The sequence below is a fragment of the Flavobacterium branchiicola genome, assembly GCF_018383905.1.
GTDB classification, from domain to species: Bacteria; Bacteroidota; Bacteroidia; order Flavobacteriales; family Flavobacteriaceae; genus Flavobacterium; species Flavobacterium branchiicola.
On the sequence record NZ_JAGYWA010000003.1, the window covers coordinates 481,165 to 498,871 of the forward strand.

General features: G+C 33.8%; 10 protein-coding genes. 4 read left to right on the top strand and 6 right to left on the bottom strand.

Annotation, left to right across the window (positions count from 1 at the left end; all coding sequences use genetic code 11):
* Positions 1-135 precede the first annotated feature (135 nt).
* The 4 genes from KHA98_RS08960 to KHA98_RS08975 form a co-directional block, all read right to left on the bottom strand.
* Complete coding sequence (locus KHA98_RS08960; protein WP_213257358.1) at positions 136-1,752, bottom strand: glycoside hydrolase family 32 protein; 1,617 nt, start codon at positions 1,750-1,752, stop codon at positions 136-138.
* Positions 1,715-3,073 carry a sugar porter family MFS transporter gene (locus KHA98_RS08965; protein WP_213257360.1) on the bottom strand — a complete coding sequence of 453 codons (1,359 nt, stop codon included), beginning with the start codon at positions 3,071-3,073 and terminating at the stop codon, positions 1,715-1,717. Before KHA98_RS08965 ends, KHA98_RS08960 begins: the two co-directional genes overlap by 38 nt.
* Before the next feature lie 230 nt (positions 3,074-3,303).
* Positions 3,304-6,042, bottom strand: coding sequence for a substrate-binding domain-containing protein (locus KHA98_RS08970; RefSeq protein WP_213257362.1), 2,739 nt, complete (start codon positions 6,040-6,042; stop codon positions 3,304-3,306).
* 343 nt (positions 6,043-6,385) lie between these two features.
* Positions 6,386-6,922 (bottom strand): NAD(P)-binding domain-containing protein, encoded by a 537-nt coding sequence (locus KHA98_RS08975; RefSeq protein WP_213257364.1) that lies wholly within the window; start codon positions 6,920-6,922, stop codon positions 6,386-6,388.
* 179 nt (positions 6,923-7,101) lie between these two features.
* Here KHA98_RS08975 and KHA98_RS08980 point away from each other — a divergent pair, with 179 nt between their 5' ends.
* Entirely contained in the window at positions 7,102-10,113 is a 3,012-nt protein-coding gene (locus KHA98_RS08980; RefSeq protein WP_213257366.1) for a sensor histidine kinase, read from the top strand.
* Here the strand turns inward: KHA98_RS08980 and KHA98_RS08985 are convergent.
* The gene (locus KHA98_RS08985) at positions 10,110-10,739 is read right to left on the bottom strand and encodes a response regulator transcription factor (protein ID WP_213257368.1); all 630 of its coding nucleotides are present in this window, start codon (positions 10,737-10,739) and stop codon (positions 10,110-10,112) included. The genes KHA98_RS08980 and KHA98_RS08985 overlap by 4 nt on opposite strands.
* A 1,057-nt stretch (positions 10,740-11,796) precedes the next feature.
* Here KHA98_RS08985 and KHA98_RS08990 point away from each other — a divergent pair.
* Positions 11,797-12,567 (top strand): DUF2490 domain-containing protein, encoded by a 771-nt coding sequence (locus tag KHA98_RS08990; protein WP_213257370.1) that lies wholly within the window; start codon positions 11,797-11,799, stop codon positions 12,565-12,567.
* Between the two features lie 16 nt (positions 12,568-12,583).
* Here KHA98_RS08990 and KHA98_RS08995 read toward each other — a convergent pair whose 3' ends face one another.
* On the bottom strand, positions 12,584-14,206 hold the full coding sequence (locus KHA98_RS08995; protein WP_213257372.1) for an NAD-dependent malic enzyme: 1,623 nt from the start codon (positions 14,204-14,206) through the stop codon (positions 12,584-12,586).
* Between the two features lie 302 nt (positions 14,207-14,508).
* Here KHA98_RS08995 and aspT point away from each other — a divergent pair, with 302 nt between their 5' ends.
* Positions 14,509-16,185 (top strand): aspartate-alanine antiporter, encoded by a 1,677-nt coding sequence (gene aspT, locus KHA98_RS09000; protein ID WP_213257374.1) that lies wholly within the window; start codon positions 14,509-14,511, stop codon positions 16,183-16,185.
* Between the two features lie 81 nt (positions 16,186-16,266).
* On the top strand, positions 16,267-17,676 hold the full coding sequence (gene aspA / locus KHA98_RS09005; protein ID WP_213257376.1) for an aspartate ammonia-lyase: 1,410 nt from the start codon (positions 16,267-16,269) through the stop codon (positions 17,674-17,676).
* Positions 17,677-17,707: the final 31 nt, after the last annotated feature.

Here is a 17,707-nt window from a genome sequence, read left to right on the forward strand (position 1 = left end):
TTTCGATTGTAATTTTTACACAACCGATCATTTCAGAATGAAGCATAAAAGATCCGAAAGCAATACTCTTTCTAGTGTTTTCAAGCTTTGACTGTGATTTTTTTTACTGATTAAAAAGAATTCCGTTATTCTTTCTTAGTGACTTTTTGCAACATTTAATTCCTGAATTTTAAAATTGTTTATTTCTATTTTCTCTTTTGATGAAATAGAAAGTGCAGAAAATGGTTTGTTCAAGAAAAAGATTTCCGTCATTACTTTTTCACCATTGTTATAAAAGATTTCAATTGAAGTTTTATCTAAAACAATTTTAAATGCAGCACTTTTTTGGCTTCCTTCCAAAAACGCTTTACTTACAGTTGAAGCAAATTTATCTGAGAAATCAATTTTACCGGCTTTAGAACGATCAATAAACAAATAATTCTCTTTGTTGTTTAAACCAAAACTTAAAGATTCTCCGTCTAAATTTGAAAGTCTAAAAGTGTAGTTACTCTGTTTTAAATTTTTTAAATCTAAACTAATAACACTTTGAGTCAAATCGTTGAAACCGTCTTTTACTAATGTTAAATTTCCTTTTCCGTTTAAACTCTTCGCACTAATAGTTTCAGCAACATAATTATCGAGTTCTCTTACCGGCTTGCTTATCAAATTATAATAGTTTCCTTTTTTGATTAATTGCAATTCACGCGGAATCGTTGTGCTGCTTCTCCAGGCCGTTGTTGGAACTTGCTGCGCATAATCCCAATTTGACATCCATCCAATAAATAATCGTCTTCCGTCTGAAGTGGGAACATTATTCCAGGTTACTCCGGCGTAATTGTCTTTTCCATAATCTGTCCAAACTCCTTTTTCGTTTTTTACTCTTTCAGCAAAACTATTATCCATTGTAAATGTTTTTCCGTCAAAATCTCCAACAAAATATTGAACTCCGGAACCTCCGTTTGGTCCGCCCGGATTAAGATTTACAATTAAAACCCATTTTTTCTCTTTTGTTCCCTCTACTTTTATTTCGAAGAAATCAGGACATTCCCAAACGCCGCCGTGAGCACCAATATTTTTTCCAAATTCAGATACAAATTCCCAATTTTTTAGATTTGATGATTTGTAGAATTGTGCACGATCTTGTGCTGCCAAAACCATTATCCATTGTTTGTGTGTTTCATCCCACGAAACTTTTGGATCACGAAAATCACGAATTCCAGGGTTTTTCACGACAGGATTTCCTTCCTCAAATTTCTGCCATGTAATACCATTATCATTCGAAAAAGCAATATCCTGTTGTTCTACATCAATTTTGCCTTCTTTCTCTTTCGTCATATCGTGCAAAGTATAAACTGCGATAATCGGAGCTGTTTTTCCTGTTCCTAAACCGGATGTATTGTGTGTGTCAACCACTGCACTTCCGGAAAATATATATTTGTCTTTATCAGGATAAATCGCAATTGGCAATTCTTCCCATTTAATTAAATCTTTAGAAATAGCGTGTCCCCAGTGCATTGGTCCCCATTTATTTCCGTCGGGATAATGTTGGTAAAACAAATGATAATAGCCATTGGCGAAAAACATTCCGTTGGGATCATTCATCCAGCCTTTTTTTGGCGTAAAATGAAAATTTGGACGATACATTTGTTCTTCAGCTAAGCTTGATACAGTTACTTCAGAAGTTTGTGCAATTGCAGACGTTGGTTTAAATCCAGTTATCGACAGTAAGACGGCACTATAAAGAGCTAACGGCAGATGTTTCTTTGATTTCATTTTTGTGGTTATTTTTGTTAGTTAGTGTTTCACTTAATACTTCTAAAGAGATTCCTTTTGTTTCCGGCATCAGAAAAATTACAAATAGTAACTGCAATACCATCATGAGCGTAAAAATAAGGAATACAACTTCTGGTCCGATTTCTGAAAATAACATCGGAATTAAAGACGGAATAATCGCTGCCAAAACCCAGTGTACAGAACTTCCGAATGCTTGTCCTGAGGCACGAATGTGATTTGGAAATATTTCTGAAATAAAAACCCAAATTACAGCGCCCTGTCCAATGGCATGTGAAGCAATAAACAAGAAAAGGAAAATAGGAACTGACAAACCGCCCCAATTGTAATAAAAAGAAGCCGATACTAATCCGAGCGAAATGATATATCCAACTGAACCAATGTACATTAACAACTTTCTTCCTAATTTGTCAATTAATGCTACACCAATCAAGGTGAAAATAAGATTGGTAACTCCGATTCCGATACTGCTTAATAAAGCTGTATTTTGTCCTAATCCTGCTTCTTCAAAAATTCTTGGCGCATAATATAGAAATGCATTAATTCCCGAAAACTGATTAAAAAATGCAATTAAGAAAGCCAGAATCAACGGGAAACGGTATTTTTTCATGAATATATTCTCGTGTTTGGTAACGCCGTTTTCTCTCGAATCATCCATTAAATCAGTAATATTTGCCGTTGGATCAATTGTATATAAAACCTTGCGTGCTTCCTCATCGCGGTTTTTAGACAAAAGCCATCTTGGACTTTCGGGAATTGTCAAAATAGTCAGAATATAAATAACAGAAGGAATTGCCTGAACGCCTATCATCCATCTCCAGGCATTTTCGCCAATATCTTTTAAAAAATAATTCGAAATAAAAGCAATTAAAATACCCAGTACAATATTGAATTGATATAAAGCGACCAGTCTTCCTCTTTTATCTGCAGGAGCAATTTCTGAAACATAAGCCGGAGCAGCAATGGTTGAAGCACCAACTCCTAGACCTCCGATAAATCTGAAGGCAGCAAATACAAAAGGATCATTTGCAAAAGCAGCACCAATTGCAGAAACAAAATATAAAATACCGATCCAGAACAAGGTTTTTTTCCGGCCAATCTTATTAGTTGGGATTCCACCAAAAATAGCCCCGACTACAGTTCCCCATAATGCCATTGCCATAACAACAGAACCATGAAAAGCATCAGATGAATGCCAAAGAAGCTGCAATTGTTTATCAGCTCCAGAAATAACTACGGTATCAAAACCGAAAAGAAAACCTGCCAGTGCAGCAGTAACAGACCAAATCAATATCTTATTCATTGTACATGTATTAAAAACTTGTTGCTAAGATATCTGCAAAAAAAACAACTTATTTTTAATGATGTTACAATTTATTTCTTTAAATATTGATATATTGATATTTTAAACACAAAACCTTTATTTACAATGCTTTACGAATATTAAAAAACTTTTACGAAAACCTTGTAGTTTCGATTTTGTTACATAACGTTTAAAAATGATACCTGAAATGAATCAATTTCAGAAGTAAATTAATTGGACGTTTTATATTCTTTAGGAGAAATTCCAAATTTATTCTTAAAAGCGGTAGAAAAATAATTTGGAGAAGAGAATCCAAGCGAGTATGCAATCTCTGAAATATTCATTTCATTTGACTTTAAAAGCTCTGCTGCTTTCTCTAATTTGACATTATTAATATGATCGCTAATGTTAATTCCAATTATGGCTTTAACTTTTCTATACAGTTGAACTCTTGATACGCCTAATTTATCCGCCAAATCTTCAACAGAAAACTTCGGATTTTCGACATTCTTCTTAATAATCTCATTCATTTTGGTAATGAAAGTCTGTTCCTGATTTCCGAATTTAGATTCTGGTTCAACTCGATAAATATTGTTTGTATAATAATAACGTAGTTTTTCTCTGTTGAAAAGTAAACTTGAAATAGATTGTTTTAAAATCGAAAGGCTAAAAGGTTTTGTCAAATACTGGTCTACTCCACTTTGTAAGCCTTTTAAAACCGATTCTTTATTGCTTTGCGCCGTTAAAATTATAATTGGAATATGAGAAGAACGTAAGTCTTTCTTTAGTTCCCTGCTAATTTCGTAACCATCTTTATCAACCAAATTAATGTCGCAGATGATAATATCCGGAATAATTTCCAGGGCTTTTTCGATGGCATCGCTTCCGTCCGAATTATAAACTACATATTCGTTTGAAAGTTTGGCTTTTAAAAAATTGACCAAATCTACATTGTCTTCTATGATTAACAGCGAATGTTTTTCGGCATCAGAAATGGTATTTACTTCTTTTAAATCCGGTTCAATACTCAGGTTATCTGTAATCAAACTTGGAATACTAATGAGGTTTTCTACTTTCTGAATAATCTCTCCGGGTTGCAAATGACTGTTTCCTTTTAATAAAGTAATTACAAATTCGCTTCCTTGTTTTGATTTCAATTCAATACTTCCCTGATGCAGGAGAACAAATTCCTTAGACAAATGCAAACCAATTCCTGAACTGTTTTTATTGTTGTTTGAAGCTCTGAAAAAAGGATTAAAAACATTAGAAAGCTCATCGTCGGGAATTCCGATTCCTGAATCTTTAAAATGAATCTTTACTGTATTATCTTGGTTTTCGATAATTGAAATGCTAATTTTTCCGTTGTCAGGCGTAAATTTAAAAGCATTCGACAATAAATTGAAATATACTTTATCCATTAAACCGCGATCGATAAACAGTTCCAGATTTTTGTTTTTACAGATTAATTGAAAATCAATATTTCTTCGGGCAGCTTCACCTTTAAAGTTCGCCATTACTTCATTAGAAAAATCATAAATTTTAGTATTTGAAGCTCTTAGTGTGAATTTTTGTTCTTCAATTTTCCTGAAATCCAGTAATTGATTGATCAATCGCAATAATCTGTTGGAGTTTTTGTGAATCAATTTCACTTCATCGATTAATGCAGTCCCTTTAATTTTTTCATTTTCGATTAAAGATTCCACATAACTCATTATTAAAGTAATCGGGGTTTTAAATTCATGCGATAATCCCGTAAAGAAATTCAGTTTTGCTTCATTACTTTTTGCGGCAATCTCAGCCATTTCCTGAATTTCGTTATTCTGATCAATTACCGTTTGATTGATTCTTTCCAGTTCTTTTTTCTTTTTTGAGATCGAAATCGTCGAATAAATACTGTAAATCGTTAAACTCAAAATAATTACAAGAAAAAAGCTCAGCAGTCGCACTAAGTTATTCTGCGAAGCATATTCTCTTTCCTGTATGTTAATCGCGCCTTGTTGCGACTCGATTACCAATTGCTGCTGATCGACTTTATCCATTTGGTTTTCGATAATTTCAGCATTGTTTTTATCAATTACAATCGTATTTAGAATATTGTTTCTAGCAATTGATTCTTTGTTATACATTTTTAGCGCCAGTTTCAACGCTTCGTTTCCTCCGGTTGGATATAAAATTGTGCCGTCAAGAACGCCGCTTTTTACTAGCTCAATTCCGCCATTTACCGTATTTAATGCATCAACACCAATAAACTTAATTTTTTTTTCTAAACCTAAAGTCTTAGCTGTTTCCCAGGCGCTTAAAGCCATTCTGTCGTTTTGAGCGAAGATATATTCCACATTTGGGTTTTGCAGAAGAATTGTTTTTAAAGGTGCTTTAACCGATTCTTTTTCCCAATTGCCCTGAATAGTATTTACAATCTTAAAGCGTTTGTTTTCATTGATAATCTGATTGAAACCCAATGTTCTTTCGTAAGCAGGAGATGATCCGCTGGCGCCTGTAATTTGTATAATAGTTCCCGAACCTTTACTATGCGAGACAATATAACGCGCAGCGATTCGGCCAATTTCGATATTATCGGCTCCAAGATAAGCGGTGTAACTTTCTCCTTCAATTTTTCGATCCACAACAAGAACCGGAATTCCCGCTTTTATGGATTTTTCCACAACTGCGGTTAAAGGTTTGGACTGAATTGGCGATACAATAATAACATCCACTTTGTTGGAAATAAAGCGTTCTATATCTTCGATTTGTTTTTCGACATTATTATTGGCGTCTTTGATTCTCAAATCTACTTCCGGATGCAGCGAAGCTTCAATTTTTATAGAACTGTTCATTTGTTTTCGCCAGTCATCGGTAGTCATCGCCTGCGAAAAACCAACTTTAATTTTGTCTCCCTGTTTTTGCTTGCAGGAAACCAGACTTAATGATGCTACAAAAAGCAACAAAATATATTTTATAAATTGATACATGAAATTATAATTTATGTAAATGAGTATGGATATGTCTTTCTGAACCAACAGCTTGTCAAAATAATTAGGAAGGATTATTTTGGTGTGACAAGCAGAAAGGATATTATAAGAAGTAAAAGTAAACTTTTATTTTATCTGCACAAAGAAATACTCTTTCTGAGGCCTTAAAACTTACATTCTGTTACTTAAAAGTCTCACAAACTAAAAAGCGGCTGAAGATTTCATCTTCAACCGCTTTTAAAAAACCACATTAAACAAACCACCAAAACCGTATATAAATGTTCCCCAAAATTTAGCTTAGCATTTTTGTTGTTCCTTGTTTATTGTTTCATTTTCATTAGTACTAATTCATTCTATCTAATTGGTCATCTAAATCAATTCCTGCCAAATCCAGGGTTTTGAAAAAAGATTTTACTTTTCGCTTAGCCTGAGTATCTGTTCCTGTATAAAATATTTCGTTCCCCGTATGATTTTGATTTTTATGCAATAGTATATTGGGTTCTACGATGTTCAGTAATTTTACGACATGTGCATCTGGCAAAAGAGATGCTATAATTTCGCTTGATGTTTTTACTGTACTCGAAAAACATTCTGTACTAAAGATCGGATTATTGGTATGTATTATAATTTTTTCACTCATATCCGGCAAATCACTCAAAAAACTCTTTAGATCTTCACGCGGCACAAACAATATTATAATACCAGCTTTTACAGCCTGCTCTTTATTTACCAACTTTACTTTCGATCCCATTTTTTGTACACACTCTCTTATAATATTATTATCACGGTTATGATTAATCAATACATCGTGTCCTGACTGAGCTGCTCTGTTCGCAAAATCCATTGTAATGCTGGATACGCCTACTATACCTATTTTCATACGCTCTCTATTTTTAGTGTGATTGCTACACTAACAAATATAGTGGTATATTATGATTAAGAGATTTATAGTATCGTACCAATAAATCTACATTGTTGTAGATTTAAAACTACAACCCTATAAATTATAAATTATGTTTGCTATGTTTGTTCTTATAAAAGAACTATACCAATCTCATAATGATGCCATTATCACATCTTCGCTATTGTTGTATTTTCCTGTTTTTAACTACAGTTAAAGCAGTTTGTCAGGAAAATTATATAGCCAAATGGTATACGGCTGATAATAATGAGTTACCTCAAAGCAGTGTAAATGCTATCGTTTCTGATAAATATAATTTTATCTGGCTTACAACAGAAAATGGACTTGTTCGTTATGATGGCAATGACTTTCGCACCTTTAATACTTCTTCAACAAATTTAGAATACAGTCGCTTTTTTGATATTTTCGGAAGTATTAAAAAAGACAGTCTGGTTTGTTATAATGAAGGCAAAAAAGAACAAGTTCTGATCAGACAGGGTAAAATTCACATTACAAAAAAAGACAGTCCAATTTTAAACAAAAGCCGAAACGGAAAACACTTTTTCTCGCATGACGGACTTCCTTCCAACAAAACAATAAATCCGCAAGAACCCTATTTTATAAAACTTTCTGACGGAAATCTCTTTTTTATTGATCCCGAAAATGTCGAATTGTGTGATGCTAAAATGAATAGCATATACAAACTAGCGTATAAAAGCAAAACTATATTTCGCTTTTTTGTAATCCATGATACGCTCTTTTATCTTTATGAAGATGGTCGTTATGATTGTTTTTCGAAAAATGGAAAATCTTCAGGAAAGCTGGATTCTGCTCTTTTTACAGGAAAACAAAAACTGTTCTGGAACATTACTACAAGTCAGGTTTTTATTGCTGTAAAAAACAAAATAGCTCTTTTAGGAAATCAATCCGATCAATTAGCAATTACACCTGTTGTAGATTTTAAAGAGTTTGAAAAGAGCAACATTATCTCTGTTTATCTTGATCGCAAAAATCAAAAATTATATCTAGGAAGCAGTACAAACGGATTATGTATCATTTCGTTTCCTGAATTTAATACCGTGAAAAAAGATGTGCAGAAAACAGAAGTGTATTACGGAGCACTGGCTCTTAATGACAGTACAATTGTAACGGCAAAAGGTCAAATTTTCAGTAATAAAAAACTGGTAGACAGTATCTCATTTGACAAAAGTTTTTTTCTGGATGAAGAAATTACAATTGCAAAAGATAGCGATCAGAATTTATGGGTGGGCAGAAACAAAAATGTACATTGCTATTTAAAAAAATCAGCCTATAAAGAACATCTTACGTATAATTTTGGTCAAAACATAAAAACCATATTTCGGGATCAGGATAATACCATCTGGATTAGTGTTGGACAGGATGAATTTCATAAAGCAAAACTTTATTGTGTAAAAAATGGTTCAGTTAAACTAATCACGATTAGTGAATACAATATTAATTTTATAGCACAATACGACTTTAATACTTTGTTTCTGGGTACGACAAATGGTTTGCTAAAATATCAGATCAATTCAGAGAACTTGATTTATGTTAAAAACTCTGAGAAAATAAATATTAGAAGTATATTTATAGACAGCGAAAAAAAGGTCTGGCTAACTACTTATCAAAAAGGTTTTTTTCTGTATTCAGATAATACCTTATATTCTTTCCCGAAAGACGAAAATAATTATCTCAATTCTTCGCATTGTATTATAGAAGACAAAAACGGTTTTTTCTGGATTCCTACCAATAAAGGGCTTTTTCAAATTTCGCGAAAAGCATTATTAGAATACAGTAAAAAGAAAACCCGTGTTATCTACTACCATCAATACAATAAATTTAATGGCTTTTTAACTAATGAATTTAACGGCGGATGCCAGCCTTGCGGTAATTTCCTCAAAAACGATCAAATTGCGCTTCCGTCAATGAATGGCTTTGTTTTTTTTAATCCGTATAAGGTATCTCCTTTATTACCGGGCAAAGTTTTATTTATAGATAAGGTTCTTGTAGACCAGATAAACATTCAGCCCAAAGATACGATTACACTAAAAAATAATTTTCAGAGGGTAACGTTTTTTATCTCTTATCCGTATTATGGCAATCAGGAAAACTTAAATTTTGAAGCCAAACTGGATAAAGCACCAAACAGTCGATGGGAAAAATTAAAAGGTGAAAAATCAATATCCTTCACCACATTGCCTCCAGGCGAATATACACTTACCATAAGAACATTAGCTGGTTTTAATGCTGCTTATGTCTACAAAAAGATTACCATAATTGTACCTGCAAAATTTCACCAAACTTTTTGGTTTACCATTCTTATTTACCTTTTGGCCGCTTTATTTATTCTCTTTATATGGTACATAAGATTGTATTACATTAAACGAAACAACATAAGACTTAAAGAAGTTATTGCGCAAAAAACGAAAAAATTAGCCTCAACTGTTCGTAAATTAAAAACAACAAGAAACAATCTTAAGCAAGAAATTAAGCAACAGGAAACACTGGTAAAAAGTATTAGTCATGATATTAAAAGTCCTTTAAAATTCCTGACCAATTCTATCAACCATTTGGCAGATAATGAAACCATTCAGGAAGACAGCAAACTAAAAAAACAATTAGGAACAATTCAAATGTCGACCATTCAGCTTTATGAATATGTCGAAAACCTGATTAAATATTCTTCGATTTTTATTGAAGGAAAAAAACTGGAAGACCAGCGTTATTCTTTATATGATCTGATTGAGGAGAAAATTCAAATTTTCAGAAAAATTGCTGAAGCCGAAAATATTGAGATTGTAAACAGTGTACATCAGGATCTTGAAATTCGAACCAATAATAAAGCACTCTCTATTATAGTGCATAATTTACTTGATAATGCAATAAAAAACTCCAGTAACGGGCACATCGAATTATTTTCAGGTACAAAAGACAATGTTCTGATGTTAACGATAATCGATAACGGAAAAGGAATGAGCAGGGAACTTATTGAGTATTACCTTGATTTTTACCAAAATCCAATTGCAAAAAACTACCATCTGGGATTGCATATGATTATTGAGCTTTTGCTTATTATTGAAGGAAGTATCAATATACACAGTACACTTAATGAAGGAACTACGATTGAAATAATGGTCGAATACAATTAATATTCGAAGGTTTTAAAGAGATTAATTAATTCAACCAAATTTGTAATTTTAAGTTTTTCAAAAACTCTGGCTTTGTAGGTACTCACCGTAGACATATGAATATTTAGCTTATTTGAAATTTCGAGATTCCCATTTCCTTCTATTAGCAACTCTGCAATCTGAATTTCACGTTTAGACAATACTTCTTTTGGATTTATAGATTTTTGAGTGTGTTTGGTTTCCAAAAGCAAGGCCAGTATTTCGGAAGAAATATAAGTCGAAGTCTCAAAAATAGAGTTGATGGCAAACATCATTTTTTCTTCACTGCAAAGTTTATTCAAATAGCCATTGGCTCCGGCCGAAATATACTTTAATGCATATTGTTCTTCTTCATGGGCAGAAAATACCAGAATTTTCACCGTGGGCTGAATGGCTCTAATATCACTTATCATTCCGGTACTTTTTCCTCCGGGAATATTAATATCCAGAATAATCAGATCGAAAGGAAAATCTTTTAAGAGAGCAATAGCTTCAAAAAAGTCTTCAGCATTTGATATCGCTACATCTTCAATTTGTTTTTCCAAAACCATAGCGACACCGTTTCGTACCACCAGATGATCATCTACTATTAAAATTTTCTTTGTCATAATAAACTAAGTTACTCAAAAATAATAAACATAAATTTAAGCGTTTAAATTTTATTCGTCATTATAAAATAAAATTTAAATACAGCTGATGCTTAAAAAAACTTCGTGTACTCCTATGTTATTTTTTTAACGCAAAGCACGCTAAGGTTTTTTATTTCTGAGGCTAAGCAACATCTATATTTTAAGTTCGCAAAGCTTTGTCTACATAATGCTTTGAGAACTTTTTCATTTTAATGATTCTTAAAAAAAGTCTTTGAGTACTTTGCGCAAAACCTTTGCGTGCTTTGCGGTAAAATCAGCATCCTAATTTTTAACGCAAAGCACGCTAAGGTTTTTTATTTCTGAGGCTAATCAGCATCTGTATTTTAAGTTCACAAAGCTTTGTCTGCATAAAGCTTTGAGAACTTTTTCATTTTAATGATTCTTAAAAAAGTCTTTGTGTGCTTTGCGTAAAACCTTTGCGTGCTTTGCGGTAAAATCAGCATCCTAATTTTTAACGCAAAGCACGCGAAGTTTTTTTATTTCTGAGGTTAAGCAACATCTATATTTTAAGTTCGCAAAGCTTTGTCTACATAAAGCTTTGCGAACTTTTTCATCTTAATGAATTTTAAAAAGAACTTTCGCGCTCTTTGCGTAACCTGCCCCCTAAACTCCTATGTTAATTTTTTAACGCAAAGTACGCTAAGGTTTTTTATTTCTGAGGCTAAGCAGCATCTATATTTTAAGTTCGCAAAGCTTTGTTTACATAAAGCTTTGCGAACTTTTTCATCTTAATGAATTTTTAAAAGAACCTTCGCGCCCTTTGCGTAATCTGCCCCCTCAGCTTCGGGACGGAACTATATTTCTATGTATTAAAAATAATTCTAGTCAACCTCTATAATTATTTGATATTAGGTAAACTATAAAATATATTTTTTCTGCAGAATACAATTTTATTGTAAAAATTTACATCAATAATACTATCTTTACTCTATATAAATTACCCGATTATTTTCCTTTTTTACGAATTCAAAAGAAGTCTATTATTAACTAAAACTAATTTTTAATAGTCCTAAATATGAAGAACAATTTTATTGGAATTCTAATTATTTTGCTTCCCTTGGCAACATTTGCACAAACTGCAACCGAAAAAGATATCAACCATCAGGTGCAAACCTGGGTTTCAATAAATACCGTCACCAAATTTGCAGATCATTGGGGTATAATTGGTGATTTTCACATCCGAAGAAATGATTTTGTAGCCGAAGACAGTTTTTATTTTATCAGAGGCGGAATCACTTATATTCCCAATTCCAATGTTTCTTTCAACCTTGGTTATGCGCATATGTGGCTTGCGCCAACCAATCCCGACTGGAGTACTTTTGCAGACGAAAACAGATTGTATCAACAGGCGCAATTAAACGTAAAGGTGGGCAAAGTGAGTGTCCTGCAACGTTTACGAAGTGAACAAAGATGGCAGGAAAAAATTGTAAATGATGAACCCAGTGGCGAAGTTCGTTTTACAAACAGATTCCGTTATCTTTCCAGTTTTACCTTCCCTGTTTTTGATAACCCAAAGCTTCCGCAAATGGTTATTTCAGATGAGATTCTTTTAAATTTCGGAAAAGAAGCCGTCTACAATACCTTTGATCAGAATCGCTTTTTTGTGGGAATTAAATATGCATTTAACCCAAAATGGAGCTTTGATTTTGGCTATATGAACGTGTATCAGCAAAAATATACCGGTTATCAATATGATATGAATCATACGATACGATTGTTTTTTTATCTGAGTACCAGCATTAGAAAAAAAGCACCATCGACCACTGAAAATTCAGGAGATGAATAATTAATATATTTCCAGCCTATTTATAAACGGGATTATACATTTTGCTAATGATAAAACTGCGAATATCTCGCGGTTTTTCTACTCCGGCCAATCCTTTATTAAATATTTCTTCGGCAATTTTTTCGGCTACATTTATAGAAACTGCCAAAATATCATCGACATGCGGATAAATTAAACCATTTTCAAAATCTTCATCTGTAATATGTTCAGCAACAGATTCTGCGGCTACAATCAACATTTCATCTGTAACACGTCTTGCCTGAGTAGCAAATATGGCGAGTCCCATTGCCGGAAAAATAAACACATTATTTCCCTGCCCGGGTTTAAAAACTTTACCTTCATAAGTTACGGGAGCAAATGGGCTTCCGCTGGCAAAAATAGCGGTTCCTTTACTCCATTTATAAGCATCTTCTGCACTGCATTCAGAATGCGAAGTTGGATTTGAATACGGAAATATAACCGGACGTTCATTTACCAGACTCATATTCTCAATTACCTGTTGGTTAAATGCACCACCAATTGTACTTACACCAATAATAGCCGTTGGTTTTATTCTAAGTACGGCATCGGCAAAATTATCACAAGGCTCACTTTCGTGGGCAAAAGGTCTTTGATGGTCTGCAATATCAAATCTCGATTTAATTACCAGTCCATTAATATCAAACATCCAGATTTGTTTTACGGCGTCTGCTTCCTTCATTCCTTCTTTCATAAATTTTTGCAGCAACATATTGGCAATTCCGGTTGCGGCAGCTCCAGCGCCCAAAAATAGAAAACGCTGTTCTTTAAAAGATTTTTTAAGCAATTTACTTATCGCAATAAAACCCGCCGTTGCAATTGCTGCAGTACCCTGAATATCATCATTAAAAGTACTAACTCTGTTACGATATTTGTTTAGAATACGAATAGCATTGACACCACCAAAATCTTCCCACTGAATGCATACTTTAGGATAACATTCATTTATTGCTACTACAAATTCTTCTATAAAATCATCATATATTTTTCCTGTAGCGCGTCGTTGTCTCAAACCCGGATAAAGCGGATCGCTTAAAAATTCCTCGTTGTTTGTTCCAACATCCAAAACAATTGGCAGAGTATGTTCCGGCGGTACACCTGCACAACTGGTATACAAAATTAGTTTTCCAATAGGAATTCCAATTCCTGAAATCCCCAGATCGCCTAAACCCAATATACGTTCGCCATCTGTTACTACAGCAAAGTGAATATCCGTAAAAGGCCAGTTCTTCAAAATCTCCTTGATGTGCCCTTTTTGATTTATAGAAATAAAGATAGCTCTTGGACGTGTGGCAAGAAGTCCGAATTTCTGACAAGCCTCGCCAACCGTTGGTGTATAAACCAAAGGCAGGTATTTTGAAGGTTTGCTCATTATGGTTTTAAAAAACAAAGTAACATTGTTATCCAGTAAATTCATCAGATACATGTACTTGTTTATAGGTTTGTCAAAATGTTCTAACTGTCTGTCGACCCTAAGAATTTGGTTATCGAGACTTTCTATAGTCTCAGGAAGTAAGCCTTCTAAACCATACACTTCTCTTTCATTGTTGGTAAAAGCAGTTCCTTTATTATTGTTAGGATCATAAAGTAAATAATAACCTTTTGCGTAAGTCTTTTCCATTTTGCCAATCTTTTTAAATTATATTATTGAAGTTTTCTGAATTAAAATTCTAATTTATTCAAGCTAAAAATTTAATGGTGTAGAAACGAAAAAATAACGTTCAGCTGAGTAAAAAAACACCTCAACTCCCCTATTATTATAACCAATTGAAATACAATGAATTATTTTTATGTTTTAATAAAATTATTAAAAAAATTATTACCTTTAATTAAAATTTAGAAAAAAATCCCCAAATCTAAATTTTCCTTTTTTCTAAGCAGTAGGTTTCGAGTCAGTATTGTATTTCTAAAAAATTCAGCAATATGGTTACAACTATTCTTCGAGAACATCCTGAATTAGCTATCTTTTTAGCATTAGCTTTAGGATTTTTATTAGGTCATATCAAAATAGGCACTTTTAAAATAGGTGTCGTCTTAGGAACCCTGTTTGCAGGAGTTCTCATTGGCCAAATTGGTATCGAAATAGATCCTATTGTTAAAACCATTTTCTTTGATTTTTTCCTGTTTTCTACAGGATATAAAGTAGGTCCGCAATTCTTTCAGGGACTTAAGAAAAATGCCCTACCGCAATTGCTTCTTACTGTTGTAATTTCTCTTTCCTGTTTACTGGTAGCTTATACCCTTTCTACAGTATTAGGTTATGATGTAGGAACAGCTGCGGGGCTTCTGGCAGGAGCTTTTTCTGAATCTACTGTAATTGGTACAGCCTCAGAAGCGATAAGCCATCTTGACCTTGCCGACGCCGAAAAAACAAGACTAATCAATAATATACCAGTAGCTTATGCTGTAACTTATTTGATAGGTGCAACTTCGTTTGTGTTTTTTCTAACGGCAATCGCACCAAAATTACTGGGAATTGATTTGGTGAAAGAAAGTGCCAAACTTGAAGAATCGATAAGTGGTGATGTAGAATATGAACCAGGAACATCCAATGCTTATAAAAGATGGATTATAAGAGCGTACAGAATCACAAATGAAAAATGGATTGGTGCAACCATCAGCGAGTTTGAAAAATCAAAAGAAGGACTTAGAATAATTGTACAGCGCATTCGTCATAAGAAAAAATTAATCGAACCAAAACCCAATACCATTATTTGCCAGGACGATGTAATGGTAATTATGGCACAACATGGAATAATTCTGGACGGTATGCCAATTATTGGCCCTGAAGTTCTGGATGAAGAATTACTGAGCTTCCCGTTGGCTAATATGGATATTACGATTACCAATAAAAATATTGCAGGAAAAACAGTCGAAGAATTGCGTAACAGTTCATTCTTTAATGGTTTATTGATTGATCAGATTATAAGAGAATATCACGAACTTCCTTTAGAGCCAAGTACCATTCTTAATAAAGGTGATGTTGTAAAAATCTCCGGTAAAAAATCAAATATAGAGGCCGCAGCAAAAGAAATAGGTTACCTCGATCGCTTAAGCCCTGAAACCGATATTATATTCGTTGGATTAGGGATCGTATTAGGCGGACTTCTTGGTTTACTTTCCTTACCTGTTTTTGGTGTTTCTATCACTTTAACTACAAGCGGAGGTGCACTGGTTATGGGACTTATCTTTGGTTGGTTACATTCCAGAACACCATTTTTTGGCAGCATTCCGGAGCCGGCTTTATGGATCTTCGACAATGTTGGTTTAGCCACTTTTATTGGACTTATAGGTCTGGCAGCGGGGCCAAGTTTTATTTCTGCACTTCGCGAAACAGGTATAAGTATCATATTTGCAGGTCTGGCAGTTGCAATAATTCCGCATATTATTGGTCTTTATTTTGGCCGATATATTCTAAAAATGAACCCCATTATCTTATTAGGCGCACAAACGGGCGCTGGAACCTCAACAATTGGATTAAAAGCAGTTCAGGATGCATCCGGCAGCAAATTTCCTGTATTAGGTTATACCATTCCGTATGCTCTGGGCAATATACTTTTAACCGCCTGGGGACCAATATTAGTTGGAATAATGTCTTAACTTATTCCGATTGATGTTTTTAAAATTGAAAATTATTGCGATTCATAAAAAATAAGTAAAACAATTAAATTTCAATACATTATGTCACAAACAAGAAAAGAACACGATTTTTTAGGTGAATTGGACATTCCGGATCATCTATACTACGGCATCCAGACTTTTAGGGCGGTCGAGAACTTTAATATTACTGGAATACCAATTTCAAAAGAACCTTTATTTATCAAAGCCTTAGGTTATGTAAAAAAAGGTGCTGCAATGGCCAATAAGGATTGCGGAGCATTAGATCCAAAAATCGCTGAAGCAATCTGCTACGGAAGCGATCAGGTTATTGCCGGCAAATTTAATCAGGAATTTGTGAGCGATCTAATTCAGGGTGGTGCAGGAACTTCCGTAAATATGAATGCAAATGAAGTAATTGCAAACATCGGTTTAGAGTACTTGGGACATAAAAAAGGTGAATATAATTTTTTACATCCCAACAATCACGTAAACTGTTCGCAATCTACAAATGATGCCTATCCATCTGCTTTTAGAATTGCCCTTTATCTTAAAATGGACAGTTTTATTAAAACAGTAGAAAAACTGGAAGTGGCTTTTGCGGCAAAAGGAGACGAATTTAAAAGAGTTTTAAAAATGGGAAGAACGCAATTACAAGATGCGGTTCCGATGACTTTAGGACAAGAATTCCATTCGTATGCCACTACAATTGGTGAAGACGTAAGAAGATTAAGAGATGCTCAGAGCTTATTACTGGAAATCAATATGGGCGCAACTGCCATTGGTACAAAAGTAAATGCTCCTGAAGGATATCCGGAATTATGCGTTAAATACTTGGCTAAAGAAGTTGGGATTCCGTTGACTCTGGCTCCTGATTTAATTGAAGCTACAGTAGATACCGGCGCTTATGTTCAGATTATGGGAACCATGAAAAGAACTGCCGTTAAAATTTCTAAAATCTGCAACGATTTGCGTTTATTGAGTTCAGGACCAAGAACAGGTTTAAACGAAATCAATTTACCGGCACGTCAGCCAGGATCTTCCATTATGCCGGGTAAAGTAAATCCTGTAATCCCGGAAGTTGTAAACCAAACTTGTTTCTACGTAATTGGTCAGGACTTAACGTTGACTTTGGCTGCAGAAGCGGGACAATTACAACTTAATGTTATGGAGCCTGTAATTGCTTTTGCGATGTTTACTTCTTTAGACTATTTGTCAAACGCCATCACCGTATTAATTGAAAAATGTATCAACGGAATTACAGCAAATGAAACTCATTGCTATAATATGGTTATGAACAGTATTGGAATTGTAACACAATTGAATCCGATTTTGGGTTACGAAGAAAGTGCCAGCATTGCCGGAGAAGCATTAAAAACCGGAAAAAGCGTGCATCAGATTGCTGTTGTAGAACGAAAACTAATTACTCAGGAAAAATGGGATGAAATTTACTCATTAGAAAACCTTATAAATCCAAAATTCATTACCTCATAAATGCATAACCACACTCAGAAATAAACCAAAA

Excerpts from the sequence above, each read along its gene's own strand:
- KHA98_RS08960 (WP_213257358.1), bottom strand. The coding sequence starts at position 1,752 with ATGAAATCAAAGAAACATCTGCCGTTAGCTCTTTATAGTGCCGTCTTA.
- KHA98_RS08995 (WP_213257372.1), bottom strand. The coding sequence starts at position 14,206 with ATGGAAAAGACTTACGCAAAAGGTTATTATTTACTTTATGATCCTAAC.
- KHA98_RS08965 (WP_213257360.1), bottom strand. The coding sequence starts at position 3,073 with ATGAATAAGATATTGATTTGGTCTGTTACTGCTGCACTGGCAGGTTTT.
- aspA (WP_213257376.1), top strand. The coding sequence starts at position 16,267 with ATGTCACAAACAAGAAAAGAACACGATTTTTTAGGTGAATTGGACATT.
- KHA98_RS08975 (WP_213257364.1), bottom strand. The coding sequence starts at position 6,922 with ATGAAAATAGGTATAGTAGGCGTATCCAGCATTACAATGGATTTTGCG.
- KHA98_RS08980 (WP_213257366.1), top strand. The coding sequence starts at position 7,102 with ATGATGCCATTATCACATCTTCGCTATTGTTGTATTTTCCTGTTTTTA.
- KHA98_RS08970 (WP_213257362.1), bottom strand. The coding sequence starts at position 6,042 with ATGTATCAATTTATAAAATATATTTTGTTGCTTTTTGTAGCATCATTA.
- KHA98_RS08990 (WP_213257370.1), top strand. The coding sequence starts at position 11,797 with ATGAAGAACAATTTTATTGGAATTCTAATTATTTTGCTTCCCTTGGCA.
- aspT (WP_213257374.1), top strand. The coding sequence starts at position 14,509 with ATGGTTACAACTATTCTTCGAGAACATCCTGAATTAGCTATCTTTTTA.
- KHA98_RS08985 (WP_213257368.1), bottom strand. The coding sequence starts at position 10,739 with ATGACAAAGAAAATTTTAATAGTAGATGATCATCTGGTGGTACGAAAC.